This is a genomic window from Streptomyces sp. NPDC005263 (assembly GCF_042872365.1).
In the GTDB taxonomy this organism is placed as follows: domain Bacteria; phylum Actinomycetota; class Actinomycetes; order Streptomycetales; family Streptomycetaceae; genus Streptomyces.
Genome location: NZ_JBIAKJ010000002.1, coordinates 49008 through 71833, shown reverse-complemented (window position 1 = coordinate 71833; position 22826 = coordinate 49008). Strand labels below are relative to the sequence as shown.

At 69.6% G+C, this 22826-nt stretch carries 26 protein-coding genes and 1 tRNA gene; 9 read left to right on the top strand and 18 right to left on the bottom strand.

Annotation, left to right across the window (positions count from 1 at the left end; genetic code table 11):
- Nucleotides 1-77: 77 nt before the first annotated feature.
- Nucleotides 78-545 carry a thioredoxin-dependent thiol peroxidase gene (bcp, locus tag ACFYRY_RS07690; protein WP_389141267.1) on the top strand — a complete coding sequence of 156 codons (468 nt, stop codon included), beginning with the start codon at nucleotides 78-80 and terminating at the stop codon, nucleotides 543-545.
- On the opposite strand, the gene ACFYRY_RS07685 is transcribed toward bcp, so the two are convergent.
- Nucleotides 526-1035, bottom strand: coding sequence for a GNAT family N-acetyltransferase (locus ACFYRY_RS07685; protein ID WP_389143630.1), 510 nt, complete (start codon nucleotides 1033-1035; stop codon nucleotides 526-528). The two genes, bcp and ACFYRY_RS07685, sit on opposite strands and share 20 nt — an antisense overlap.
- A gap of 125 nt (nucleotides 1036-1160) precedes the next feature.
- Here ACFYRY_RS07685 and ACFYRY_RS07680 point away from each other — a divergent pair, with 125 nt between their 5' ends.
- Together ACFYRY_RS07680 and ACFYRY_RS07675 are read left to right on the top strand one after the other, a co-directional pair.
- Complete coding sequence (locus tag ACFYRY_RS07680; protein WP_389141265.1) at nucleotides 1161-2240, top strand: HNH endonuclease; 1080 nt, start codon at nucleotides 1161-1163, stop codon at nucleotides 2238-2240.
- Nucleotides 2241-2294: 54 nt separating this feature from the next.
- Nucleotides 2295-2379: transfer RNA gene (locus ACFYRY_RS07675), tRNA-Leu, on the top strand.
- A gap of 58 nt (nucleotides 2380-2437) precedes the next feature.
- Here ACFYRY_RS07675 and rdgB read toward each other — a convergent pair.
- The 4 genes from rdgB to ACFYRY_RS07655 form a co-directional block, all read right to left on the bottom strand.
- Entirely contained in the window at nucleotides 2438-3040 is a 603-nt protein-coding gene (gene rdgB / locus ACFYRY_RS07670) for an RdgB/HAM1 family non-canonical purine NTP pyrophosphatase (RefSeq protein ID WP_389141263.1), read from the bottom strand.
- A gap of 42 nt (nucleotides 3041-3082) precedes the next feature.
- On the bottom strand, nucleotides 3083-3487 hold the full coding sequence (locus ACFYRY_RS07665; protein ID WP_389141261.1) for a hypothetical protein: 405 nt from the start codon (nucleotides 3485-3487) through the stop codon (nucleotides 3083-3085).
- A 145-nt stretch (nucleotides 3488-3632) separates the two neighbouring features.
- Nucleotides 3633-4370 carry a ribonuclease PH gene (gene rph / locus ACFYRY_RS07660; RefSeq protein WP_356769276.1) on the bottom strand — a complete coding sequence of 246 codons (738 nt, stop codon included), beginning with the start codon at nucleotides 4368-4370 and terminating at the stop codon, nucleotides 3633-3635.
- A gap of 138 nt (nucleotides 4371-4508) precedes the next feature.
- On the bottom strand, nucleotides 4509-4742 hold the full coding sequence (locus ACFYRY_RS07655; RefSeq protein WP_107439586.1) for a glucose PTS transporter subunit EIIB: 234 nt from the start codon (nucleotides 4740-4742) through the stop codon (nucleotides 4509-4511).
- Between the two features lie 202 nt (nucleotides 4743-4944).
- On the opposite strand from ACFYRY_RS07655, the gene ACFYRY_RS07650 reads away from it, so the two are divergent.
- The gene (locus ACFYRY_RS07650) at nucleotides 4945-6249 is read left to right on the top strand and encodes a PTS transporter subunit EIIC (RefSeq protein WP_389141258.1); all 1305 of its coding nucleotides are present in this window, start codon (nucleotides 4945-4947) and stop codon (nucleotides 6247-6249) included.
- Nucleotides 6250-6332: 83 nt separating this feature from the next.
- Here the strand turns inward: ACFYRY_RS07650 and ACFYRY_RS07645 are convergent, their stop codons facing one another.
- Nucleotides 6333-7085, bottom strand: coding sequence for an MBL fold metallo-hydrolase (locus ACFYRY_RS07645; RefSeq protein ID WP_389141256.1), 753 nt, complete (start codon nucleotides 7083-7085; stop codon nucleotides 6333-6335).
- Nucleotides 7086-7306: 221 nt separating this feature from the next.
- On the opposite strand from ACFYRY_RS07645, the gene ACFYRY_RS07640 reads away from it, so the two are divergent.
- The gene (locus ACFYRY_RS07640; protein ID WP_389141254.1) at nucleotides 7307-7840 is read left to right on the top strand and encodes a type II toxin-antitoxin system PemK/MazF family toxin; all 534 of its coding nucleotides are present in this window, start codon (nucleotides 7307-7309) and stop codon (nucleotides 7838-7840) included.
- A 94-nt stretch (nucleotides 7841-7934) separates the two neighbouring features.
- On the opposite strand, the gene ACFYRY_RS07635 is transcribed toward ACFYRY_RS07640, so the two are convergent.
- The 8 genes from ACFYRY_RS07635 to clpS form a co-directional block, all read right to left on the bottom strand.
- A complete protein-coding gene (locus ACFYRY_RS07635; protein WP_389141252.1) occupies nucleotides 7935-8885 on the bottom strand; it encodes a PLP-dependent cysteine synthase family protein in 951 nt (316 codons plus the stop codon).
- 16 nt (nucleotides 8886-8901) lie between these two features.
- Nucleotides 8902-9180 (bottom strand): MoaD/ThiS family protein, encoded by a 279-nt coding sequence (locus tag ACFYRY_RS07630; protein ID WP_389141250.1) that lies wholly within the window; start codon nucleotides 9178-9180, stop codon nucleotides 8902-8904.
- Between the two features lie 152 nt (nucleotides 9181-9332).
- Complete coding sequence (locus ACFYRY_RS07625) at nucleotides 9333-9428, bottom strand: putative leader peptide (RefSeq protein WP_324606347.1); 96 nt, start codon at nucleotides 9426-9428, stop codon at nucleotides 9333-9335.
- Nucleotides 9429-9516: 88 nt separating this feature from the next.
- Complete coding sequence (locus ACFYRY_RS07620; protein ID WP_389141247.1) at nucleotides 9517-10563, bottom strand: LacI family DNA-binding transcriptional regulator; 1047 nt, start codon at nucleotides 10561-10563, stop codon at nucleotides 9517-9519.
- 34 nt (nucleotides 10564-10597) lie between these two features.
- Complete coding sequence (locus tag ACFYRY_RS07615) at nucleotides 10598-11020, bottom strand: Mov34/MPN/PAD-1 family protein (RefSeq protein WP_389141245.1); 423 nt, start codon at nucleotides 11018-11020, stop codon at nucleotides 10598-10600.
- A gap of 131 nt (nucleotides 11021-11151) precedes the next feature.
- On the bottom strand, nucleotides 11152-12588 hold the full coding sequence (locus ACFYRY_RS07610; protein WP_389141243.1) for an amino acid permease: 1437 nt from the start codon (nucleotides 12586-12588) through the stop codon (nucleotides 11152-11154).
- 423 nt (nucleotides 12589-13011) lie between these two features.
- Nucleotides 13012-13614 (bottom strand): DUF2017 domain-containing protein, encoded by a 603-nt coding sequence (locus tag ACFYRY_RS07605; RefSeq protein WP_389141241.1) that lies wholly within the window; start codon nucleotides 13612-13614, stop codon nucleotides 13012-13014.
- A 55-nt stretch (nucleotides 13615-13669) separates the two neighbouring features.
- Nucleotides 13670-14035, bottom strand: a complete 366-nt coding sequence (clpS, locus tag ACFYRY_RS07600) for an ATP-dependent Clp protease adapter ClpS (RefSeq protein WP_389141239.1) — start codon at nucleotides 14033-14035, stop codon at nucleotides 13670-13672.
- An 8-nt stretch (nucleotides 14036-14043) separates the two neighbouring features.
- Between clpS and ACFYRY_RS07595 the strand changes: the two genes are divergently transcribed.
- From ACFYRY_RS07595 to ACFYRY_RS07585, 3 genes are all read left to right on the top strand, one after another.
- Complete coding sequence (locus ACFYRY_RS07595) at nucleotides 14044-15390, top strand: nicotinate phosphoribosyltransferase (RefSeq protein ID WP_389141237.1); 1347 nt, start codon at nucleotides 14044-14046, stop codon at nucleotides 15388-15390.
- A 139-nt stretch (nucleotides 15391-15529) separates the two neighbouring features.
- The gene (locus tag ACFYRY_RS07590; protein WP_389141235.1) at nucleotides 15530-16120 is read left to right on the top strand and encodes an isochorismatase family protein; all 591 of its coding nucleotides are present in this window, start codon (nucleotides 15530-15532) and stop codon (nucleotides 16118-16120) included.
- Between the two features lie 124 nt (nucleotides 16121-16244).
- Nucleotides 16245-16655, top strand: coding sequence for an MmpS family transport accessory protein (locus ACFYRY_RS07585; RefSeq protein WP_389141233.1), 411 nt, complete (start codon nucleotides 16245-16247; stop codon nucleotides 16653-16655).
- Nucleotides 16656-16693: 38 nt separating this feature from the next.
- On the opposite strand, the gene ACFYRY_RS07580 is transcribed toward ACFYRY_RS07585, so the two are convergent.
- Nucleotides 16694-17035 carry a hypothetical protein gene (locus tag ACFYRY_RS07580; protein ID WP_389141231.1) on the bottom strand — a complete coding sequence of 114 codons (342 nt, stop codon included), beginning with the start codon at nucleotides 17033-17035 and terminating at the stop codon, nucleotides 16694-16696.
- 133 nt (nucleotides 17036-17168) lie between these two features.
- Nucleotides 17169-19511, bottom strand: coding sequence for an immune inhibitor A domain-containing protein (locus tag ACFYRY_RS07575; protein WP_389141229.1), 2343 nt, complete (start codon nucleotides 19509-19511; stop codon nucleotides 17169-17171).
- A 444-nt stretch (nucleotides 19512-19955) separates the two neighbouring features.
- Between ACFYRY_RS07575 and ACFYRY_RS07570 the strand changes: the two genes are divergently transcribed.
- Nucleotides 19956-20279 (top strand): hypothetical protein, encoded by a 324-nt coding sequence (locus ACFYRY_RS07570; RefSeq protein WP_389141227.1) that lies wholly within the window; start codon nucleotides 19956-19958, stop codon nucleotides 20277-20279.
- Between the two features lie 16 nt (nucleotides 20280-20295).
- Here the strand turns inward: ACFYRY_RS07570 and ACFYRY_RS07565 are convergent, their stop codons facing one another.
- Both ACFYRY_RS07565 and ACFYRY_RS07560 read right to left on the bottom strand, forming a co-directional pair.
- Nucleotides 20296-21000 (bottom strand): RDD family protein, encoded by a 705-nt coding sequence (locus ACFYRY_RS07565; protein WP_389141225.1) that lies wholly within the window; start codon nucleotides 20998-21000, stop codon nucleotides 20296-20298.
- 143 nt (nucleotides 21001-21143) lie between these two features.
- Nucleotides 21144-22820 carry an RDD family protein gene (locus ACFYRY_RS07560; protein ID WP_389141223.1) on the bottom strand — a complete coding sequence of 559 codons (1677 nt, stop codon included), beginning with the start codon at nucleotides 22818-22820 and terminating at the stop codon, nucleotides 21144-21146.
- Between the last annotated feature and the right edge of the window lie 6 nt (nucleotides 22821-22826).

Genomic DNA, 22826 nt, shown 5'->3' with positions numbered 1-22826 from the left:
GAAAAGTTGCTTGTCCTGGACAGTCTGTCAGCTCCGTGCGCGGTCGCACGGCCAGGACCCCCGGTTACGCTTGCCCGATGAGCGAGCGACTCCAGCCCGGGGACGTAGCCCCCGCCTTCACCCTCCCCGACGCCGACGGCAACGAGGTCTCCCTGTCGCAGTACCGGGGCCGCAAGGTCATCGTCTACTTCTACCCCGCTGCCCTGACCCCAGGCTGCACCAAGCAGGCCTGCGACTTCACGGACAACCTCGACGTCCTGGCCGCCGCCGGCTACGACGTCGTCGGCATCTCCCCGGACAAGCCCGAGAAACTGGCGAAGTTCCGCGAGAAGGAGTCCCTGAAGGTCACCCTCCTGGCAGACCCCGAGAAGACCGTCACCGAGGTCTACGCCGCCTACGGCGAGAAGAAGAACTACGGCAAGACGTACCTGGGCGTCATCCGCTCCACGATCGTCGTGGACGAGGAGGGCAAGGTCGAACGGGCCCTGTACAACGTCCGGGCGACCGGTCACGTAGCGAAGATCATCAAGGACCTGGGTATCTGAACGAGATCCAGACGTCGGGAGTCAGGTCGGGCCGCTCCGGATCCGGCCTGACTTCCTCGGTCCACGCCTCCCCGACGAGCTCGGTCGCGACCCGCCGCCAGAAGCGGACGGCACCGGTGTTCTCGTACTGAAAGGGAATCTCCCAGTCCCCCGGATGCCCGGCGACCACCTCGCGTATGGCCCGGAGCCCCACCCCGCTCCTCCGTACCGCACGCACGACAAAGAAGCTGTTGAGCACCCGGGCAGGCCCACCGAGCGCCCGCACGAACGCGAACCCGACGGGACTCCCGCCGACCCTGAACAGATACGGCGCCCAGTCCGGGCCACCGGAGAAAGCCTCCTCCAACCGCTCACTGCGAAACGTCCCGTCCCGATTGGGCAGTTGCCCCCCGAACTCGGACAGGTCATGCCGGAAGAGCAGCCAGAGGCGTTCGACGGTGGGGCGATCGGCTGGGGTGGCTGGGCGGATGTCCAACTCTGCTGAGGTCATGAAAAAAACCTCCCGAGCAGACAAGAGTCCGCGCCCGGAAGGCTTCACTGTGATCCGGAGCATATCAACAGACCGAGCGTGACCGTGCGATAAACGGTTCGTTACTCCGTGCAGGTCACGAACGTGTGGCCGAGATCGGAGGCGACATGGACGTGCAGGACACACCGGGACCGGCGATGAGCGCCACCCCCGAACGCCGCGCACTACGAGCAGCCCCGTACAGCAAGGAGCAGCTCGCACCAGTCGTCGCCGAGGCCCACAACTGGACTGACCTGATGCGGCGACTCGGGCTCACGCCCAGCGGCGGGCAAAGGCGTGTACTTCAGGAGAAAGTAACGGGGCATGGACTCGACACAAGCCACTTCGTCAAGCGCAGCCCGTGGCGCAAGTATCCGGACTCGGCCATCGCCGAAGCTGCCGCTTCGTCGTCCTCCCTGCGCGAAGTGGCCCTGAAGCTGGGTGCCACCCCAGCCACCGGCACCCTGTCGCACATTCGGCGCCGCATCCAGGTGGCAGGTATCGACATCCGCCACTTTCCCGGTATCGACCAGCCCGACGTGGACCTGCCCTTCACCGCAGAAGAACTCAGGGCAGCCGCAGCAACAGCTACCAGTGTGCGCGGCGTGGCTCGCACACTGGGTGTACCGGACGACAGTCGCTCACGGGCAACCCTGAGCCGCATGCTGCACGCCGAGTCCATCGAAACGGGGCACTTTTCGCACATGCGCGTATCGATTCCCGAGGACAGGCTTCGGGACATCGTGCAGCAATCCGAGAGCTACGCGGATGTCATGCGCAGCCTGGGTCTGGACGTCAACGACACCAATCACCGCCGCGTCCGGCGCGCGGCTACCCGGCTCGGGCTGGACACGAGCCACTTCAAGCGCCGGACATGGGCGCAACCAGAACGCCCCGCCCCCGCACCCATCTCCCAGCGCGTGCTTGTCGTCCTGCCCAGCGACGCAGGACGCGCAAACCGATCGCAGCTTCACAGGGCCTTGACCGAGATCGGAGTGCCGTATGCATGCGAGACCTGCGGCAACACGGGCGAGTGGTTGGGCCGATCGATCACACTACAGATCGACCATGTCAACGGAGACTGGCGCGACAACCGCCGGGAGAATCTGCGATACCTGTGCCCCAACTGTCATGCGCTGACGGAGACGTGGTGTCGCCAGAAGAAGAGGGTTCCACTCGCCGCATAACGGGCTCTGCCCGTACACTGAACGCTGCCGGTCAAGCTTGATGACCGTTTTTGAGCGGCCGTGATGGAATTTGGCAGTCATGCTTGGTTTAGGTCCAAGTGGGTTCACACCCGTGTGGGTTCGAGTCCCACCGGCCGCACTGACCTTGCAATCGAAGGCTCGGCTCACGCACTCCGCGAGTCGAGCCTTCGTTGTCCTCAGCCCAACAACTCCCGAACCACCGGCACCAGCCCCCGGAACGCCTCCCCCCGGTGGCTGATCGCGTTCTTCTCTTCCGCGCTCAGTTCGGCGCACGTGCGGGTCTCGCCGTCCGGTTGGAGGATCGGGTCGTAGCCGAAGCCGTTCGTGCCGGTGGGGGTGTGGCGCAGGGTGCCCCGGAGTCGGCCCTCGACCACTCGCTCCGTGCCGTCCGGCAGGGCGAGCGCCGCCGCGCAGGCGAAGTGGGCGCCGCGGTGTTCGTCGGCGATGTCGGAGAGTTGGGCCAGCAGCAGGTCCAGGTTGGCGCGGTCGTCTCCGTGCTTGCCGGCCCAGCGGGCGGAGAAGATGCCGGGGGCGCCATTGAGGACGTCGACGCAGAGGCCGGAGTCGTCGGCGACGGCGGGCAGGCCCGTCGCCTGGGCCAGGGCGTGGGCTTTGAGCAGGGCGTTCTCGGCGAAGGTGACGCCCGTTTCCCTGACGTCGGGGATGTCGGGGTAGGCGTCCGCGCCGACGAGGTCGTGGGGCAGGGCTGCGTCGGCGAGGATCGCGCGGAGTTCGGTGATCTTTCCGGCATTGCGGGTGGCGAGGATCAGGCGGGTCATGCCCACCAGTATCCCGGCGTGTCCCGGGCGCACCGGGCGGGGCTACGGCGTGCAGACCTTGGTCAGTTCGCCCGCCGCGTCCGTGACCGGGCTGAGGTCGGGCGTCTGGTCGCCGTTCTTGACCGCCGTACGGACGTTGCCGACCGCGGCGTCGAGGTCGTCGACCGCCTTGTTGACGTCGGTGTTGTCGGTCTTGTCGCCGATCTCGTCGAGGTTCTTGTCGATGGAGTCGAGGGACTCCTGCAGCTGCGTCGGGTCGTTCGACGCGCTCTCCACGGCCTGTTGGAGATCGGTGACGCTGTCGGCGATGGCGTCGGCGGTCTGGACACAGTCGAGGGCCTTGGTCACGGCGTCGCAGCCGGTGGTGAGGCCGACCGTCAGCCCGACGGCCGCGACGGCGGCGGCGATGGCGGTACGGCGACTACGGCGGCGTCGGCTCGCGGCCATGGATCTGTTCCTCCCGTTGGTCAGGCCCCCGGCGGGCCCTTGGTGTTGGCCGGGCGCACGGTGGTGTGCCGTGCGCCCGTACCGGTAGTGACGCGGGGACGGTCGGCACGGTTGCCCGTGCCGACCGTCCTTCTTGGTGCGCCCTTTACTTTTCGAGGACGGTATCAAGTGCCGCGCGCTGCAGGGCCGCCAAGTCGGCGCAGCCGGCGACCGCCAGGTCGAGGAGGGAGTTGAGTTCGTCGCGGGCGAAGGGTTCGGCCTCGGCGGTGCCCTGGACCTCGACGAAGCGGCCGTCGCCGGTGCAGACGACGTTCATGTCGGTCTCGGCGCGCACGTCCTCCTCGTAGCAGAGGTCGAGGAGCGGGACGGAGCCGACGATGCCGACGGAGACCGCGCTGACCGTTCCGGTGAGGGGCTGGCGGCCGGCCTTGACCAGCTTCTTGCCCTGGGCCCAGGAGACGGCGTCGGCGAGGGCGACGTAGGCGCCGGTGATGGCGGCGGTGCGGGTGCCGCCGTCGGCCTGGAGGACGTCGCAGTCCAGGACGATGGTGTTCTCGCCGAGTGCCTTGTAGTCGATGACGGCGCGCAGGGAGCGGCCGATGAGCCGGCTGATCTCGTGGGTGCGGCCGCCGATCTTGCCGCGGACAGATTCGCGGTCGCCTCGGGTGTTGGTGGCGCGGGGCAGCATGGAGTACTCGGCGGTGACCCAGCCTTCGCCGCTGCCCTTGCGCCAGCGCGGGACGCCTTCGGTGACGGAGGCGGTGCAGAAGACCTTGGTGTCGCCGAAGGAGACGAGGACGGAGCCCTCGGCGTGCTTGCTCCAGCCGCGTTCGATGGTGACCGGGCGGAGTTGTTCGGGGGTGCGGCCGTCGATTCGAGACATGGCGATGAGCCTAGTGGTACCGACGCGAGGGCCCGTCCCGCGGTGGGACGGGCCCCCTCAGGGGGTGAGGTCTGATGCGGCGTCAGGAGTGAGGCCCGGCTGGGAGTCGGGGGTGAAGCCGGGGATGACTCCCGCGCTTCACATCATGTCTTCGATCTCCGCGGCGATGGGGTCGGCGTCGGTGCCGATGACGACCTGGATCGCGGTGCCCATCTTGACGACGCCGTGTGCGCCGGCGGCCTTCAGGGCGGCCTCGTCGACCTTGCCTGCGTCGATGACCTCGGTCCGCAGGCGGGTAATGCAGCCTTCGACCTCTTCGATGTTGTCGATGCCGCCGAGACCGGCAACGATCTTCTCAGCCTTGCTGGCCATGTTCCTTCTCCCTGATCCGAACCGCTTGGTCGCAGATGGTCGCAGAAATCGTCCGCAGGTGGGCACCGCGGGGACGTAGCACGTCGTAACCCCGCAATTACGCGGAATTACGGAGGAATCGCGGGTTCCTTATCTCTCCTTCATCATGCTACAACGTGGTCTACACCAGTGAATGGTGTAGACCACCATCGATGGAGGAATCATGAGCTCCGCCACCGCAACGGCGGCCCCCGCGAAAAAGCGGGGTTCCGGTCTGTTCCAGGGACTGCAGAAGGTCGGCCGCAGCCTGCAGCTCCCGATTGCCGTGCTGCCGGCGGCGGGTCTGCTGCTGCGGCTTGGGCAGGCAGACGTCCAGGCGAAACTGCATCTGCCGGCCGACGTGGCGAAGGTGTTCGCCGGAGCGGGCGGCGCCATTCTGGACAGCTCCCTCGGGCTGCCGCTGTTGTTCTGCATAGGCGTGGCCATCGGCTTCGCGAAGAAGGCCGACGGTTCGACGGCGCTCGCCGCGGTGGTCAGCTTCCTGACCTACTACGCGGTGATCCACCAGTTCCCGATCAAGGACGGGCACGCGGGCGCGACCTACACGCCCATCGCCCCCTTCGGAGGCTTCTGGCAGAAGGGCAACGAGGCCGCGCAGGCCGCGACCTTCCAGAACCCGGGTGTACTCGGCGGCATCGTCCTCGGCCTGCTGACGGCCGTGCTGTGGCAGCGCTACCACCGCAAGCGGCTCGTCGACTGGCTCGGCTTCTTCAACGGCCGACGGCTCGTGCCGATCATCATGGCCGCCGTCGGTACCCTCCTCGGTGTTCTGGTGGTGCTGGGCTGGCAGCCCATCGGTGATGTCATCACCAACTTCGGTGAGTGGATGACCGGCCTCGGCTCCTTCGGTGCGGCTCTCTTCGGTCTGATCAACCGGGCGCTGATCCCGATCGGCATGCACCAGTTCGTCAACTCCGTGGCGTGGTTCCAGATCGGCGACTACACCAACTCCGCCGGCACCGTCTTCCACGGCGACCTGCCCCGCTTCTTCGCCGGTGACCCGTCCGCCGGTCTGTTCATGACCGGCTTCTTCCCGATCATGATGTTCGGTCTGCCGGCCGCCGCTCTCGCCATCGCGCACAGCGCTCGTCCGGAGCGCCGCAAGGCCGTGCTGGGCATGATGGTGTCGCTGGCGCTGACCTCGTTCGTCACGGGTGTCACCGAGCCGATCGAGTTCTCGTTCATGTTCATCGCCCCGGTGCTGTACGCGATCCACGCGGTGCTCACCGCCGTGTCGATGGCCGTGACGTGGGCGCTGGGCATGCACATGGGCTTCAGCTTCTCGGCCGGTCTGACCGACGTCCTCATCAACTGGGGCATCTCCACCAAGCCCTGGCTGTTGCTCCCCGTCGGCCTGGTCTTCGGTGCCATCTACTACGCCGTCTTCCGCTTCGCCATCACCAAGTGGAACCTCCCGACCCCGGGCCGTGAGCCCGAGGAGGAGGTCGAGGACCTCACGAAGGCGTGAGCCGGCGCTGACAGCGACGAAGAGGCCCCGGAGCCGTGTGCTCCGGGGCCTCTGTCACGTCGTAGTACTTGCCGGCGCGGGACCTAGATCTCGTACGACGCCCTCGGCCTCGCCAGTTCCACCGGGCCGTCGAACGTCGTGCGCGCGTCGGCGAGGTTGGCCTGGGGGTCGGTCCACGGGGGGATGTGGGTCAGTATCAGCCTCCGGGCGCCTGCCCGGGTGGCCGTCTCGCCCGCCTCGCGACCGTTGAGGTGCAGGTCGGGGATGTTCTCCTTGCCGTGCGTGAAGGCCGCCTCGCACAGGAACAGGTCGGCGTCCCGGGCGAGTTCGTCCAGCGTCGGGGTGACGCCCGTGTCGCCGGAGTACGTCAGGACCTTCCCGTCGTGCTCGATGCGGATGCCGTACGCCTCGACCGGGTGGGCCACGCGTTCCGTGTGGACGGTGAACGGGCCGATGTCGAAGGTCGACGGCTTGACCGTGTGGAAGTCGAAGACCTCGCTCATCGAGGAGGCGGTGGGGGTGTCCGCGTAGGCCGTGGTGAGGCGGTGTTCCGTGCCCTCGGGTCCGTAGACGGGGATCGGGGCGCAGCGGCCGCCGTCGTGGCGGTAGTAGCGCGCGACGAAGTACGCGCACATGTCGATGCAGTGGTCGGCGTGCAGATGGCTGAGGAAGATCGCGTCGAGGTCGTAGAGACCGCAGTGGCGCTGCAGCTCACCCAGGGCACCGTTGCCCATGTCGAGAAGCAGCCGGAAGCCGTCGGCCTCGATGAGGTAGCTCGAACAGGCCGATTCCGCGGACGGGAACGACCCCGAGCAGCCGACGACGGTGAGCTTCATAAAGCAGAAACCTCCGCTGGCGGGAATTCAGAAGATCGGGGAACAGGACGTCGGGGGGTCGTGCGGTCCGTCGAGCGTAAGGCGCAAAACACCCGGTCGCTCCTCCGGCAAGGGCTGTTGTGGGCGAACTCACCTGTGCTGTCACCGGTTCGGCTGGACCGGAGGCGCGTGAGGCTGACGAGGGGGCGCGTCGAGGGTCGCGCGCCGGTACCGTCGTCGGCATGCACACGTCCTGGTGGTTGGCGCTCGCGGCGGTGGTGCTGCTCGCACTGGTCGCCACGCTCATCGACGGTTGGGGCCGGGGACACCGGCCCGCGGGTCGCAGGACCCGCCCCCCGGGGCGTCCGGGGCGCTCCGGTGCCCCGCCCCGGCCGGCGGAGATCTGGTGGGCGATCGTGCCCTACGAGGACGAGCCGGAACCGGAGGGGGCCTCGAGACGGGGGTCTGCTGAGGGTTTCGGCGCCGGGGGAACCTCGGGTGAGGCGGCCGTGGGCGAGGGGCGGGCCAAGGACCGGCCCTGTCTGGTGCTGGGGGTGCGTGGCGACCGGGCAACCGTCGCGAAGATCACCAGCAAGTACCACGTCGAGCGGGCCGGGGTGATCCCCCTGCCGCCGGGTTCGGTCGGTGACGCGCAGGGGCGGGCGAGCTTCCTGGAGACGCAGGAGCTGCGCGAGGTGCCGTTGGGGGATTTCCGGCGGCGGGCCGGGGCGGTGGACCCGGTCCTCTGGGACCGGGTCCGTCACCTCGCTCGGTAGGTAGGGCTCAGGCCCCGGGGGCGGGGAAGGCACGGTCGCCTCCGGCGCCCCCGGGCCTGATCCGAACCCCCGGGCCTGATCCGAACGACAGGCTCTACGCCCAGAGCTGCCCCTGGAGCGCCTCGATGGCCTCCTCGGTGGTGGCCGCCGTGTAGACGCCGGTGGAGAGGTACTTCCAGCCGCCGTCGGCGACGACGAACGCGATGTCCGCGCTCTCGCCCGCCTTCAGCGCCTTCCTGCCGACGCCGATCGCCGCGTGCAGGGCGGCGCCGGTGGAGACGCCCGCGAAGATGCCCTCCTGCTGGAGGAGTTCGCGGGTGCGGGTGACCGCGTCGGCGGAGCCGACGGAGAAGCGGCTGGTGAGGACGGAGGCGTCGTACAGCTCGGGGACGAAGCCCTCGTCGAGGTTGCGCAGGCCGTACACCAGGTCGTCGTAGCGCGGTTCGGCGGCGACGATCTGCACGTCCGGCTTGTGCTCGCGCAGGTAGCGGCCGACGCCCATCAGGGTGCCGGTGGTGCCGAGGCCCGCGACGAAGTGGGTGATCGACGGGAGGTCGGCGAGGATCTCCGGGCCGGTCGTCGCGTAGTGGGCGCCCGCGTTGTCCGGGTTGCCGTACTGGTAGAGCATCACCCAGTCGGGGTGCTCGGCGGCGAGTTCCTTGGCGACCCGTACGGCGGTGTTGGAGCCGCCCGCGGCGGGGCTGGGGACGATCTCGGCGCCCCACATGCCGAGCAGGTCCCGGCGCTCCTGCGAGGTGTTCTCCGGCATCACGCACACCATGCGGTAGCCCTTGAGCTTGGCCGCCATGGCGAGGGAGATGCCGGTGTTGCCGGAGGTCGGCTCGAGGATGGTGCAGCCGGGCGTCAGGCGGCCGTCCTTCTCCGCCTGTTCGATCATGTACAGGGCAGGCCGGTCCTTGACCGAGCCGGTGGGGTTGCGGTCCTCCAGCTTGGCCCAGACGCGGACGTCGGCGGACGGCGAGAGCCGCGGCAGGAGCACCAGAGGGGTGTTGCCCACCGCGGCCAGCGGGGAGTCGTAACGCATGGGTGGTCAGCGGGCCTTAGGCCATGCCGCCGGCCACGGCCGGCAGGATCGTCACGTTGTCGCCGTCGGCGAGCTTGGTGTTGATGCCGTCCAGGAACCGGACGTCCTCGTCGTTGAGGTAGACGTTGACGAAGCGGCGCAGCTGGTCGCCGTCCACGATGCGGGCCTGGATTCCGGCATGACGGCTCTCGAGGTCGGCGAAGAGCTCGACGAGGGTGTCCCCGTTGCCTTCCACCGCCTTCTGGCCGTCGGTGTAGGTGCGGAGGATGGTCGGGATGCGGACCTCGATGGCCATGGTTGCGGGCTCCTGTCGGAAGTGGTCAGGTCGGTGGGCGCACGTCAGCGCGGTACAGCTGGGTTGTACGGGTGAGGTTCCCCCACGCTCGGCCTCGCTCACGCGGGAGGTGCCCCCACCGGCTCACGGCCGTACGGCGGCACGGGGCAGCGTCAACAGATGGCGCTGGCGAGCCTGCACAGGTCGACGTGCAGCCGCGCCACGAGCAGCGTGCCCGGCGTCTTCTCGCTCACGTCGTCAAGAACCATGGGCTCATCGTATCGATTCCCGGTCCGGATCCCGGAGTACGGTCTCACATCGTGGTCGGTCAGCATCCGGAGAGTGAGACTGTCCAGCTCACGCGGACTCCCGGAGCACCAGTCGGGTGGGCACGACCACCGAGGACCCGGTCGGCGCGCCCGGGTTTTGTGTGATGTCGAACAGCAGCCTGGCCATCAGGCGGCCCATCTCCTCGACGTCCTGGTGGACGGTGGTCAGCGGCGGTTCGGTCGACTCGGCGATCTCCGCCAGGTCGTCGAACCCGACCACGGCCACGTCCTGCGGGACCCGGCGTCCGCTCTCCCGCAGCGTCTGCAGCGCGCCGGACGCCATGAGGTCCGAGGCGACGAAGACGGCGTCCAGGTCGGGCTGCCTCCGCAGCAGTGCGGCCATCGCGTCGGCGCCGCCCCGCAGGGTGTAGTCGGCCCTCTCGATCAGGTCCGGGGAGGCGGCGGGCAGCACGTCCCGGTACCCGGCGAGCCGGTCGGCGGCGGAGTTCTCCTGGTCGTAGGGACCGGTGACGGTGGCGATGCGGGAGCGGCCGAGCGAGACCAGGTGCTGGACGGCCTGCCGGGCGCCCCCGCGGTTGTCGCCGTCGACGTAGGCCTGGCCGCCTCGCTCGGGGTCCCTGTCGCGCAGCAGCGGACGGCCGCCGAAGACGGCGGGCAGGCCGATCCGGTCGACCATCTCGTGCAGTCGGTCGCCGGGCCGCAGGGAGAACAGGAGGGCGCCGTCGACATGGCCGCCGCCGAGGTAGTCGGCCACCCGTGCGTAGTCGTCGGGGTCGTCCAGGAACAGCAGGACGGCCTGGGCGCCGTGGCGTGCGAGTTCCCGGCGGATGCCGCGCAGGAGGAGGTCGAAGAACGGGTCGAGGAAGAGGCGGTTCTCCGGCTGGGCGGCCACCACCGCGACTGCGCCGGTGCGATGGGTGACCAGTTGGCGGGCGGCCTGGTTGGGCACGTAGCCCAGTTCGACGATCACCTTCCGGACGCGGTCGACGACCTCGGCACTCACCCTGGGCTCCGCGTTGATCACCCGCGACACCGTGGACCTGGACACCCCCGAGCGCCGTGCGACGTCCTCGAGCGTGGGGCGGTGACCGGTCGTCCGTCGCGTCAACACCATCTCCGATAGGGCGAGTTGTCAGGGCGTACGACGATCAGTATGCCTCGACGACCTGTACCTCCTCCTCGGTCACCTCGCCCTCCAGGATCCGGAACGAGCGGAACTGGAAGGGGCCGGCCTCGTCGGTGTCGGCGGTGGAGACGAGGACGTAGTGCGCGCCGGGCTCGTTGGCGTAGGAGATGTCGGTGCGGGACGGGTACGCCTCGGTGGCCGTGTGGGAGTGGTAGATGATCACGGGTTCCTCGTCCCGGTCGTCCAGCTCGCGGTAGAGCTTGAGCAGGTCGCCGGAGTCGAACTCGTAGAACGTGGGCGAGCGGGCCGCGTTCAGCATCGGCACGAAACGCTCGGGGCGGCCCGAGCCCGCCGGGCCCGCGACCACGCCGCACGCCTCGTCGGGGTGGTCCTCGCGTGCGTGGGCGACGATCTGGTCGAACAGGGCCTGGGTGATGGTCAGCATGCTGGCCAGGATAAGCAAAGGGGCCACCCCGTACCGAGGAGTGGTACGGGGCGGCCCACATGGCGGACGTCCTGAGCGGCGGCCGCCGGGGGCTCCACGAGAGTTCCCGGTGGCCGGACGTCCGGTCTCTGCTAGCTGGCGACCTTCTCGAACTGCGCGTCGCGGCGGCCGGTGCCGCCCGCGTTGCGGCTCTTGAGGATCAGCCAGCCGATTCCCAGGCACACGAACCAGAGCGCCATCACGTAGAGGCAGACGCGGGCGTCGGCGTCGTACGCGATCAGGCCGGTGACGAAGAGCAGGAAGGCGATGGCGACGTAACTGCACTTCGAGCCGCCCGGCGCGGGGAAGGAGGAGGCGGGCAGGCGGCCCGCTTCGACCGCGCGGCGGTAGAGGACGTGGCTGATCAGGATCATCAGCCAGGTCCAGATGCCGGCCGCGGTGGCCACCGAGGTGACGTAGCCGAAGGCCTTCTCCGGGACGACGTAGTTGAGGACCACGCCGATGCCCATGAAGAGCACCGAGACGGTGATGCCGAAGGCCGGGGTCCGGGACGCGGACAGCTTGCTGAAGACCCTGGGGGCCTCGCCGCTGTCGGCCAGGTTCCGCAGCATGCGGCCCGTGGAGTACATGCCGGAGTTGCAGGAGGACAACGCGGCGGTCAGCACGACGAAGTTGACGATGCCGGCGCCCGCCGGGATGCCGATCTTGGCGAAGGCCTCAACGAAGGGGCTCACCCCGTCGGCGAACTCGGTCCACTTCACCACGCACAGGATGACGGTGAGGGCGCCGACGTAGAACAGCGCGATCCGCCAGGGCAGGGTGTTGATCGCCTTGGGGAGGGTCTTCTCCGGGTCCTCGGACTCGCCGGCGGTGACGCCGACCAGCTCGACGGCCAGGTAGGCGAACATGACGCCCTGGAGGGTCATCAGGGACGAGCCGATGCCCTTGGGGAAGAAGCCGTCGAAGACCCACAGGTTGGAGACGGCGGCGGTGTCGCCGGCGGAGCTGAAGCCGAAGGTGAGGACGCCGAGGCCGATCACGATCATGCCGATCAGGGCGGTGACCTTGACCATCGAGAACCAGAACTCCAGCTCGCCGAAGAGCTTCACGGAGATCAGGTTGACCCCGAACAGGATCACCAGGAAGACCAGGGCCGTCACCCACTGCGGGATGGACGGGAACCAGTAGTTCACGTAGATCGCGGCGGCCGTCAGTTCGGCCATACCGGTGACCACCCACATCAGCCAGTACGTCCAGCCGGTGAAGTAGCCGAAGAACGGGCCGAGGAACTCGCGCGAGTACTCCGCGAACGAGCCGGAGACCGGGCGGTAGAGCAGGAGCTCGCCGAGCGCCCGCATGATGAAGAAGATGATGACGCCCGCGAGGGCGTACATGAAGATCAGGCTGGGTCCGGCCTTGGCGATGTTCGCCCCGGCTCCCAGGAAGAGGCCGACGCCGATGGCGCCGCCGATCGCGATCATCTGGACCTGGCGGCTGCCGAGTCCGCGCTCGTACCCCTCTTCCGACTCTCTAGGGGCCTTTTCCTTGTCGACCTGCGCTGAGGTCATGTGTGGTGCGCCTTTCTCCATGCCGACCCGGGCCTCTCGTCGGCCACGGACCGGATCCCGATCCCCCCGCATTCCTGGAGCTGAGCGGAGTCCGCTCGTGCCTGGCCGGCGGTCGCCGGCTCGGTGGCGCACCCGGACGGACATGGGTGGTGTCCTCCGGGCGGTCGTGAAGATTTATCACGGCCGCAACACTGATCACTGGCGTGACATGTGACGCAGGGCACAAGAAGAACCGGACAAAGAACACCGCGGAGGGTCATAGGTGCCCGCCGCGGTGATGTGATCGTTATCCGGATTTGAGCGTCCGTTGAGCGAACACGGAATCTACACAAGATGGGGCATAAGCCCAGCGCTCACCCGCGCTCGCCCTGTGTCACCCACGCTCCCCCGCGCCCCCTCACACTCCGCCGCACTCCCCCGCGCTCACGGCATCAGAGTGGTCACGAGCGTCTCCTGAAGCCCTCCCAGCCACAGGTACGCCATCACCATCGGCTTGCGCGGGTCGTCGTCCGGGAGGTGGTACAGGAGGTCGCCGTCGTCCTCGTCACTGATCTCCAGACGGGAGCCGATCGCCAGCCGCAGGTCGTTGAGGGAACCCAGCCACTGCTGGGACTCACCGGGCGCCAGCTTGAGGATCGCCCCGCCCTCGCCGGACGGGCTGAGCGCGTCCAGGGAGCGGATCACCGCGAGGGCGTTCTCCCGCTTGCCGGCCCTGAGGTCGTTCTCGGTGTAGCGGCGGAACTCGGCGGAGTACTCGCGTTCCTCCTCGGCGCGCTTGGGCCCGGGGGCGCCCTCCGGGTCGCTGTAGGCGTCAGGGAAGAGCCGCTTGAGGACCGGGTCGGACGGGGGTTCGCTGGGGCCCTCGGCGAACAGCTCGGCGAGCGGGTCGTCGGGGGCGTCCTCGGCGGGGCCGGGGCCGATGAGTTCCAGGAGCTGGACGGCCAGCGACCGGATGATGGAGATCTCGACATCGTCGAGGGCGACGGCCGCGCCGCCGCCGGGGAGCGGTTCGAAGTGTCCTGGCATGGAATCTTTTCGCTGCTTGGCGGTCTGCTGGGCTGCTTCTCGGCGGTCTGCCGGACTACTTGCGGTCCTGCTGGAGCGTGGCCCACAGACCGTAGCCGTGCATGGCCTGCACGTCGCGCTCCATCTCCTCGCGGGTGCCACTGGAGACGACCGCCCGGCCCTTGTGGTGGACGTCGAGCATGAGCTTGGTGGCCTTGTCCTTGGAGTAGCCGAAGTACGTCTGGAAGACGTACGTCACATAGCTCATGAGGTTGACCGGGTCGTTGTGGACGATGGTGATCCAGGGGACGTCCGACTCGGGGACGGCGAAGACCTCCTCCGCCGACTCGGTGCGTTCGATCTCTAGGGGAGCGGGTGACGTCACATGGCCATGCTGCCACGCCCCCCTTAAATCGTCACACTGACGAGATGGGGGTAGCATCCATTCGTATGAACACAGCGGACCTTGGGCTGCCGGTGGAAGTTCCTTCGACGGCGCTCTTCACGGACCAGTACGAGCTGACGATGCTGCAGGCCGCCTTGAAGGCGGGTACCGCCGAACGGCGCAGCGTGTTCGAGGTCTTCACCCGGCGCTTGCCGGAGGGGCGCCGCTACGGCGTGGTGGCCGGCACCGGACGCGTCCTGGACGCGGTGGAGAACTTCCGTTTCGACGCGGACGTCCTCGGCTTCCTGCGGGAGCGCTCCATCGTCGACGAGGCGACGTCGGACTGGCTGGCCGCGTACCGCTTCTCGGGTGACGTCTGGGGCTATCCCGAGGGCGAGGTCTACTTCCCGGGCTCGCCGATCCTGCGGGTCGAGGGCTCGTTCGCCGAGTGCGTGCTGCTCGAGACCGTGATCCTGTCGATACTCAACCACGACTCGGCCATCGCGGCGGCCGCCTCCCGGATGTCCTCCGCCGCAGGTGAGCGCCCCCTGATCGAGATGGGGGCCCGCCGCACCCACGAGCTGGCCGCGGTCGCCGCCGCGCGCGCCGCGTACGTCGGCGGCTTCACCACCACCTCGGACCTGGCGGCCGGTTTCCGCTACGGCATTCCCACCGTGGGCACCTCCGCCCACGCCTTCACCCTGCTGCACGACCAGGAACGGGACGCCTTCCAGGCCCAGGTGGACTCGCTCGGCCGGGGCACCACCCTGCTCGTGGACACGTACGACGTCGCCGAGGCCGTCCGGACGGCCGTGGCGGTCGCCGGGCCCGAGCTGGGCGCCGTGCGGATCGACTCCGGGGACCTGCTGCTGGTCGCGCACCGGGTACGGCAGCAGCTGGACGAGCTGGGCGCCACCGACACGAAGATCATCGTGACCTCGGACCTGGACGAGTACGCCATCGCCTCGCTGGCCGCGGCGCCCGTGGACGCGTACGGCGTCGGTACCCAGCTGGTGACCGGCTCCGGGCACCCGACGGCCTCGATGGTCTACAAGCTGGTCGCCCGCGCCGAGACCTTGGACCCGAAGGCCCCGCTGGTGCCGGTGGCGAAGAAGTCCACCGGCGGCAAGACGTCCGTCGGCGGCCGCAAGTGGGCCGCGCGGCGGCTGGACCAGTACGGGGCCGCGGAGACCGAGGTCGTCGGCACCGGGCCGGTGCCGGCCGAGCTGGCCGAGCGTCAGCTGCTGGTCCCGTTGGTCAGGGGCGGCGAGGTCGTCGCCCGGGAGCCGCTGGACGTGGCCCGCGACCGGCACACGGCCGCCCGGGCGGGCCTGCCGCTGTCGGCGACCCAGCTGTCCCGCGGGGAACCGGTCATTCCGACGGAGTACGTACAGGGGCGCTCGGGTAGTTAGAGCGGGTGCGCCCGTCCCTGTCGCTCGCGCCCTGCGACGCCCCCTCCCGCCCCGCCCCGGAAGTCCGTAGGCTCGGAGGTTCACCGGCCGGGCCCGCACCCCTTCTCTTCCCCGACCCCATAGTCGAAGGACACCGACCATGCGCCGCGCCTTGATCGTCGTAGACGTGCAGAACGACTTCTGCGAGGGCGGCAGCCTCGCGGTGGCCGGTGGTGCCGATGTGGCCGCCGCCGTCACCGAGCTGATCGGTCAGGCGGGCGGGTCCGGGTACCAGCACGTCGTCGCCACCCGCGATCACCACATCGCGCCCGGCGGCCACTTCGCCGACAACCCGGACTACGTCCACTCCTGGCCGGCCCACTGCATCGCCGGCACCGAGGGGGTGGGCTTCCACCCGAACTTCGCCCCCGTGGTCGCCTCCGGCGCGATCGACGCTGTCTTCGACAAGGGGGCGTACGCGGCGGCGTACAGCGGGTTCGAGGGCGCCGACGAGAACGGGGTGACGCTCGCCGACTGGCTGCGGGCCCGCGAGGTCGACGAGGTGGACGTGGTCGGCATCGCGACCGACCACTGCGTCCGCGCCACCGCGCTGGACGCGGCCCGGGAGGGCTTCCGTACCCAGGTGCTGCTGGATCTGACCGCCGGGGTGGCCGAGGCCACGACCGAGCGGGCGCTGGAGGAGATGCGGGGGGCGGGCGTCGAACTGTCCGGCAAGCCGGTGGTCGCCTAGCGGCGGTACAGCCGGCCGTTGCGGTCCGCTGACCTGTGTGTTCATGCGGCCTGATAAGCCGTTGACTTTACTTTCCCTTTGCGATTGGCTGCGGGCTCCGACCTTCACGATCCGGGGGGATCCCATGAACCGCACCGTCCGCGCCGCCGTCTGTTCCGCCGCCGTCGCAGGCCTCGCGCTCGGCCTCAGTTCCTGCTCCGAGACGGTCGACAAGGTCGACAAGGCGGTGGACGAGACGTACGAGGTCACCTACGAGGTCACGGGGAAGGGCGTCGAGTCGATCGACTTCCACGGTGGCGGCGGCACGGCCATGGAGCCGAAGATCGAGTCGGTGTCGAAGCCGAAGCTGCCGTGGACGAAGACGGTCACCCTGCGCGGCATCATGCCCGCGGGCGTCATGCCGGTCGCCACGGACCCCGAGGGCGCCCAGGTCACGTGCAAGATCACCCACAAGGGCAAGGTGCTCGAGGAGCAGAGCGGCAAGGGCCTGGTGGCCACCGGCGGCTGCGTCGCGGAGTCCCCGGTCACGGGGTGACCCTGGGGCCGGCGCCACCGCACCCACGGCCGGCGGGGTCACGCCGGTGTCGTCGGGCGCCTCAGCAGCGCCCGGATGGGGCGCCACAGCTCCTGGACCAGTTCCGGTCCGCCGACACCGTTGTCAGGTGCCGTGCGCCATATCAAGCCGTCCGGGTGGTGCAGGACCGCGGTGATCTCGTCCGGCGTCGGCGGGGCCGCGTTGCCCCGCAGGTAGACCGCGCGCATGCCCAGGTTGCGCAGCCTGGTCAGGGCGCGCGCACGGTTGCGGGCATGGACGAGGACGCGGACCGAGCCCACGCTCTCGGCGGCGGGGCTGGGCAGGTTCAGCGCCACCACCACACTGCCGGTCGGCAGCTTGCAGAAACCTCCTGCGGCCATGCGGTCATACCCCCGTGCGAGTCGTCGTCGTGGTCGGTGTCAATAAGGGCGTCACAGGACGCACCTAAACACGATCGGCGGCAACCCGCCAGGGGGTCACCGCCGATACGTCTTTGACCTGCGAAAATACCGTCTACTTCGCGGACGGTCCGACCTGGAGCGAGATCGTGGAGCCGTCCAGCGGCTCCTGGGAGATCTTGATCCGGGTGTTGGTGTCAGTGATCTTGACGCCCGCGAGGGGGTTCGAGGCGTTGTAGTACGTCGACGTGCCGTCGTCGAAGACCGGGACGCCGGCCCGCGACTTGATCTTGGTCGGGACGCCCGCGTTGTGGAGCGTGATCGCGTCCGTCTGCTGCCGGCTGAAGGTCGAGTCGTAGGCCTGGATGCGGTTGCGCATCAGCGTGCCGTCGGACCACTTCAGCGGCGTCGGGTGGGAGTCGATCGGCAGGATCAGGCCCTGACCGGGGTGCTGGCTGGTGTTGTCGTCGGCCTGGGAGGTGTCCCACTTCCAGATCAACAGGCCGTTCTGGTACGCGTAGTGCTCCACCCAGCCCGGACGGGTCGTCGAGAAACCGTAGTTGTACGGGCCGACCTTGAGGGTCTTGTCGTACGACACGTACTGACGGTTCTCGGCGATGTAGTACTGCGGGTAGTCGTCCGTGATGGACGCGCCGACCCGGGAGAAGCCGTTCGCGGCCCAAGCGGCGTCGGCGGACTCGGCGTTGTCGGAGAACAGGGTGGCGCCGTCGGCGGTCACCGTGATCTCGTCGGCCGTGAAGCCCTTCTGGGCCACGCCACCGTCGGTCTGGTAGCGGAAGCGCAGGCCGATCTTCTGGCCCGCGTAGGCGTCGAGCGGGTAGGTCAGCTTCTGCTGGGCGTCCACCGTGCCGGTGAGGGCGGGCTTGCCGCTGGCGTCGCGCGGGACGGGACTGCCGTCGGCCAGCTTGCCGTCGATCGGCGTCCAGTTGGCGCCGCCGTCCGTGGAGACCTCGGTGTAGACGTAGTCGTAGTCCGTCTCGGTGTCCCACCAGCCGTCGAGGGTCAGGCTCGCGGCGGACTTGCCGGTCAGGTCCACGGTGCGGGAGAGCGTGTTGCGCAGGTCGTTGCCGCTGCCGCTCCACCACTGCCTGCTGCCCTGCGCCGGGCTGACGATCTCGGTGGTGACCGTCTTGTCGGGCAGCTGGACCACGAGGGCCTGCGGGTTCTTGGTGTTGTACTCCGCGAGGCCCAGGGTGTGCTTCGACTTCACGCCGGCCTGGGCGACGTCGTAGTCGAGCCAGCCCAGTTGCAGCTTGTCCCAGGAGTTCATGTCGCCGGGCAGGTCGCCGATGGACTCCTTGCCGGTGCCGAGCCAGGAGCCGGACGACATCAGGGTCCAGAAACCGGTGGAGTTCTCGCCGCCGCCGGAGGTGTCGTACTCGTCGGGCAGGCCCAGGTCATGGCCGTACTCGTGGGCGAAGACGCCCAGGCCGCCGTTCTCCGGCTGGATGGTGTAGTCGCCGACCCAGATGCCGGTGTCGCCGATCTGGGTGCCGCCGAGCTTGTTGTTCTCGGGGCCGGTGGAGCCGGCGTCGGTGCCGAAGGCGAACCAGCGGTGGGCCCAGATCGCGTCCTCGCCCTGCGCGCCGCCGCCCGCGGACTCGTCCTCGCCGGCGTGCACGATCTGGAAGTGGTCGATGTAACCGTCGGGCTCGTTGAAGTCGCCGTCGCCGTCGAAGTCGTTACGGTCCCACTGGTCGAACCCGGCGAGCTCGGCCTTGATCTTGGCGGGGGTGTCACCGGCGGCCTCGCGCTGGGCGACCCAGGCGGTGACGCCGTCCCGGACCGCGTACCAGGCGCCGGTGGTCGCGTCGTTGGAGCCGTAGCGGGCCTCGTTGTAGGGGACCTTGACCCAGTCGGTCACCTCGCCCTTGACCGAGTAGCGGCCCGAGGACTGCTTCTCGTAGTACTTCTTCAGCGACTCGGTGTTCTTGCCGGTGCCGAAGTACAGCTGCTGGAAGTGCTGCTGGTTGTAGTCGGACTGCCAGGCCGTGCTGTTGTCGTCGGCACGGTCCGGCTGGGCTATCTGGTTGTGCAGCGGGCCCGGCGTGCCGCCGTAGCGGCTGTCGACCTGGTCGCCGAACTCGACCAGGATCGTGAAGATCTTGTCGGTCTTCTCCCGGCCGAGCTCGACGTACTTGTCCTCGCCCTTGAGCTTGACGACCTTCGAACCGTCCCGGTCCTTGACCTTGGCGGCTCCGGATATGACCTGGTCGAGCGCTTCCTCGCGCTGCGCCTCCCGCGTCTTGGACAGCGGACCGTCGAAGTCGTGCTCCCTGCTCTTGGCCGGCTGCGGGTCGTTCCCGTCGACGGCGGCGGGCGCGCCCGCGGCCGTCGAGTCGGCTTGGGCGACCGCGAAGGTCGAGAAGGTGGCGGTGGCCGCGGCCATCGCGACCACGGTCGCCGCCGTTCTGAACTGCCAGGTTCTGCTGCTCACTTGAGTTCCTCCCCCGCGTCCGGGCGCGCGGAAGGAGGGGGGCCTTCGCCTGGTGTGTCCGCGCGCGCGTGTTCAACGCGTGTAGTCAAGTGACGACATTGGACTAGAGGTTGGCGAGAAAAGACAGATCTTGACTTGGACAAGTCAATTGCACTATGCGGAGTTGACGTCCGCTTTACGAACGCCCGGGTGCGCCCCTGGGCACGTCGGCCTCCGGCCGGCAGGGCGGTGGGGGCTCGTCGAACGGGCGCGCGGATCTGTCCACCTGGTGGACGGCATGAACCCGTGCGCCCCCCGTGCTCCGGCCCTGTTGGTCAGGTCACGCTTACCTGTCGTTCCGCTCGGGCATGCAGGCGATTAGAGTCGATTGGCGGAACGCCCTGAATTCGGCGGAAAGCCAGGCCGACGCCCCCGTGGACCCCCACTTCCGAGGACACGATTGCCATGCCTCGTCCGACTGTCACGCCTCGCCCGACGGCCGCACAGCTCGCCTACGGTTCGTGCACCGTGATCTGCTCGACGTTCGCCATGCTGCTGCTGTCACAGACGAGTTCCGGCGTGGGGATCGCGTTCATCGCCGTCGCCGCGCTCGCCCTCGGGCTGCTGGTCGCCATGACGGTCCCGATGCCGAGGTCCCGCGTGGCCGCGGTGAACCAGCCCGCCGCACAGCCCACCAAGGTGGCGCAGACGCCGCAGGCGCCCGTACCGGCGGCCTCGGTCGCCGCGGTGACGCCCGAGCGGCCGGTGCACGAGCGGGCCGCTTCCTGACCCGGACTCCGGGTGCTCAGTCGGTCTTGACCACCACCGTCTTGGCCGCCTTGTCGTGCAGGCCCTGCTTGTAGGGCTTGTCGAAGAAGCTCCAGCCGCCCGCGATCGCGGTCCAGACACAGGCGCAGCAGAACGCGAACGGGATCCACAGCACCGCCGAGCGGATCAGGTTGGTCTGCACGGAGGGGGTGGCCCCGTTGTCCAGGTTGGCCACCCGCATGCCCAGCCACTTCTTGCCGAACGTCTGGCCCGTCCTGCTCATCAGGATCGTGTCGTAGGCCATGTAGAGCACGGCCGCCACGATCGACTGTCCGAGGGACTTGCTGTACTCGATCTTGTCGTTGTCGAAGTTGTACTCGTGGACGTTGATGGCCCAGGTGAGCAGCCAGACGACGATCCCGACCATGATCATGTCGATGATCCGGGCGAGCGTGCGCCGGCCGCTGTCGGCGAGCGGCGGCATGCCGGCCAGCGGGTCGCCGGGGTACTGACCACCACCGCCGTACGGGTCGCCACCGCCTCCCCCGTACGGGCCGCCGCCACCGCCTCCGTACGGGTCGCCGCCACCGCGCGGGCCGCCGCCTCCGTAGGGGTCACCGCCCTCCGGGGGCGGGGGCTGAGCGCCGTACGGCGAACCCGAACCCTCGGAGGGCGGCGGCTGCTTCCTGAACGGGTCGTCTTCCGGCGGCTGACCGGAGCCGGGGGGCGGTTCGGTGCTCATGGCCCGAGTCGACCGCGAACCCTCCGGCTCCGCATCCGGCGAGCGGCCGTCCGGAGTACCGCGGCCTGCGGAACTCCCGGCCTTCGCGCATCCTGCGGAACTCGCGGCCGGCGCGCACCTCGCGGTGCGTTCGACCTGTCCGCTCAGCCCGCGACGAACGTGTGTGCGGCCTTGTCGTGCCAGCACTGGCGCCACGGACGGTCGAACAGACCCCACAGGACACCCAGGACGCCGATGGCGAGCAGACCTGGCACGCTGTAGACGAGCCAGCGGCGCAGGGCGGCACCGAAGGACGGCGCCTCGCCGCCCTCGATGTCCCGCACGTCCAGCCCGAACAGCTTCTTGCCGAGGGTGCGGCCCCATTTGGCGGTGGGCAGCGCCTCGTACAGGACGCCGAAGACCAGCAGGACGGCCAGGACGATGGCCAGATAGATCGATGTCGTGCCGTCGAGCAGCCAGACCGTGACGGTCTCGCCGGACTGCTTGGCCGCGTCGATCTTCTCGTTGACGTGGTCGAGCGCCTTGGTGCCGAGGGGTACGGCGGCCACGGCGGTGACCGCGGCGAGGACGGTGGTGTCCACGAGCCGGGCGGCCAGCCGCTTGCCGAGTCCGGCGGGGCGGGCCGACGACTGCCGCCTGGCGGCGGCCTGGAAGATGTCGTCGACGGGCGGCTTCCAGGGCACGACGGGCTGCTCGTCGTCGGACGCGCCCGCGAGCCGGTGCACCTGCTGGGCCCAGGAGGGCTGCCCGCCTCCGGCGCCGGACGCCATGGGGCCGCCCGGCTGGGGCACGGCGCCCTGCTGCGGCACCCCGGGCTGCTGGGGCACGCTCGGGGCGGCCCCGAGAGGCGCCTGCTGCGGGCCGGAGAAGGCGCTGGGGGCCGCGGCGGCGGCCTGGGCGGCGGCTGCGGGCCCCGCTTGCCCCTGCGCACCCGCCGCACGCGCGGCGGCGGCCTTCCCGGCCCCGAACCCGGACGTCCCCGGAGCGCCGGGAGCCGGAGCGGATGCGGCGGCGTCCGGGGTCGCGGCCTGGGCGCCGATGCCCGGCTGGGCTGCGACGCCGGGCCCGGCCGCGTGCCCCGCGCCCGCCGAGAACTGGGCGCCGAACGCTCCCGGGACCACACCAGGAGCGGAGGTGCCCGGGGCGCCCGTGCTCCCCTGATGCGCCCCCGCCGCCCCGTTCTGCTGGGCCGCGCGCGGGGAGAGCGCGCGGAAGGTCACGGTGCCCTCGTCGGCGGGGCCACCGGGGCCCGGGACACCGGGAGTTCCGCCACCCGCCGCTCCCCCGGGTCCGGGCGTCGGCCGGCGGAAGAGGAACGTGCCGGCGTCGGCCTCGTCCTGCTCGGCGGGCGGGATCGTCGCGCCGCCGTCGGCACGGGCGGAGCGGCCCTCCGGCTGGGTCGGGCCGTCGGCGGGCCCCACCTCTCGCGGCACCCGCGGATCCGCACCCTGCGGTGACCCCCAGGACACCCGGCGGTCCTGGTCGCCGCCGAAGCCCGACTGCCGGGACCGGTCGGCGCCCCAGGAGGCCGCGGGTTCGGGCCGGCCACCGTGCTTGTCGGACGGACCGGACTCGGGTCGGCCCACCGGGTCCTCGTCGAAGAAGTGCGGCCCGGTCTCCTCGACCGGGGCGGCCGGGGACGGATCCGGATCGGCTCCGGACGGCGGCGCGAGCGGTACGCCGTCGGTCGGTGCCGGACGGCTGGTGCCCGGTACCCAGGCGGCACCGTTCCAGTACCGGACATATCCAGGAATGGACGGGTCCGGGTAATACCCTTCGCGGGGCCTGTCGTCACCAGGTGCCGGGGTTGGGGCGCTCATGTCCGT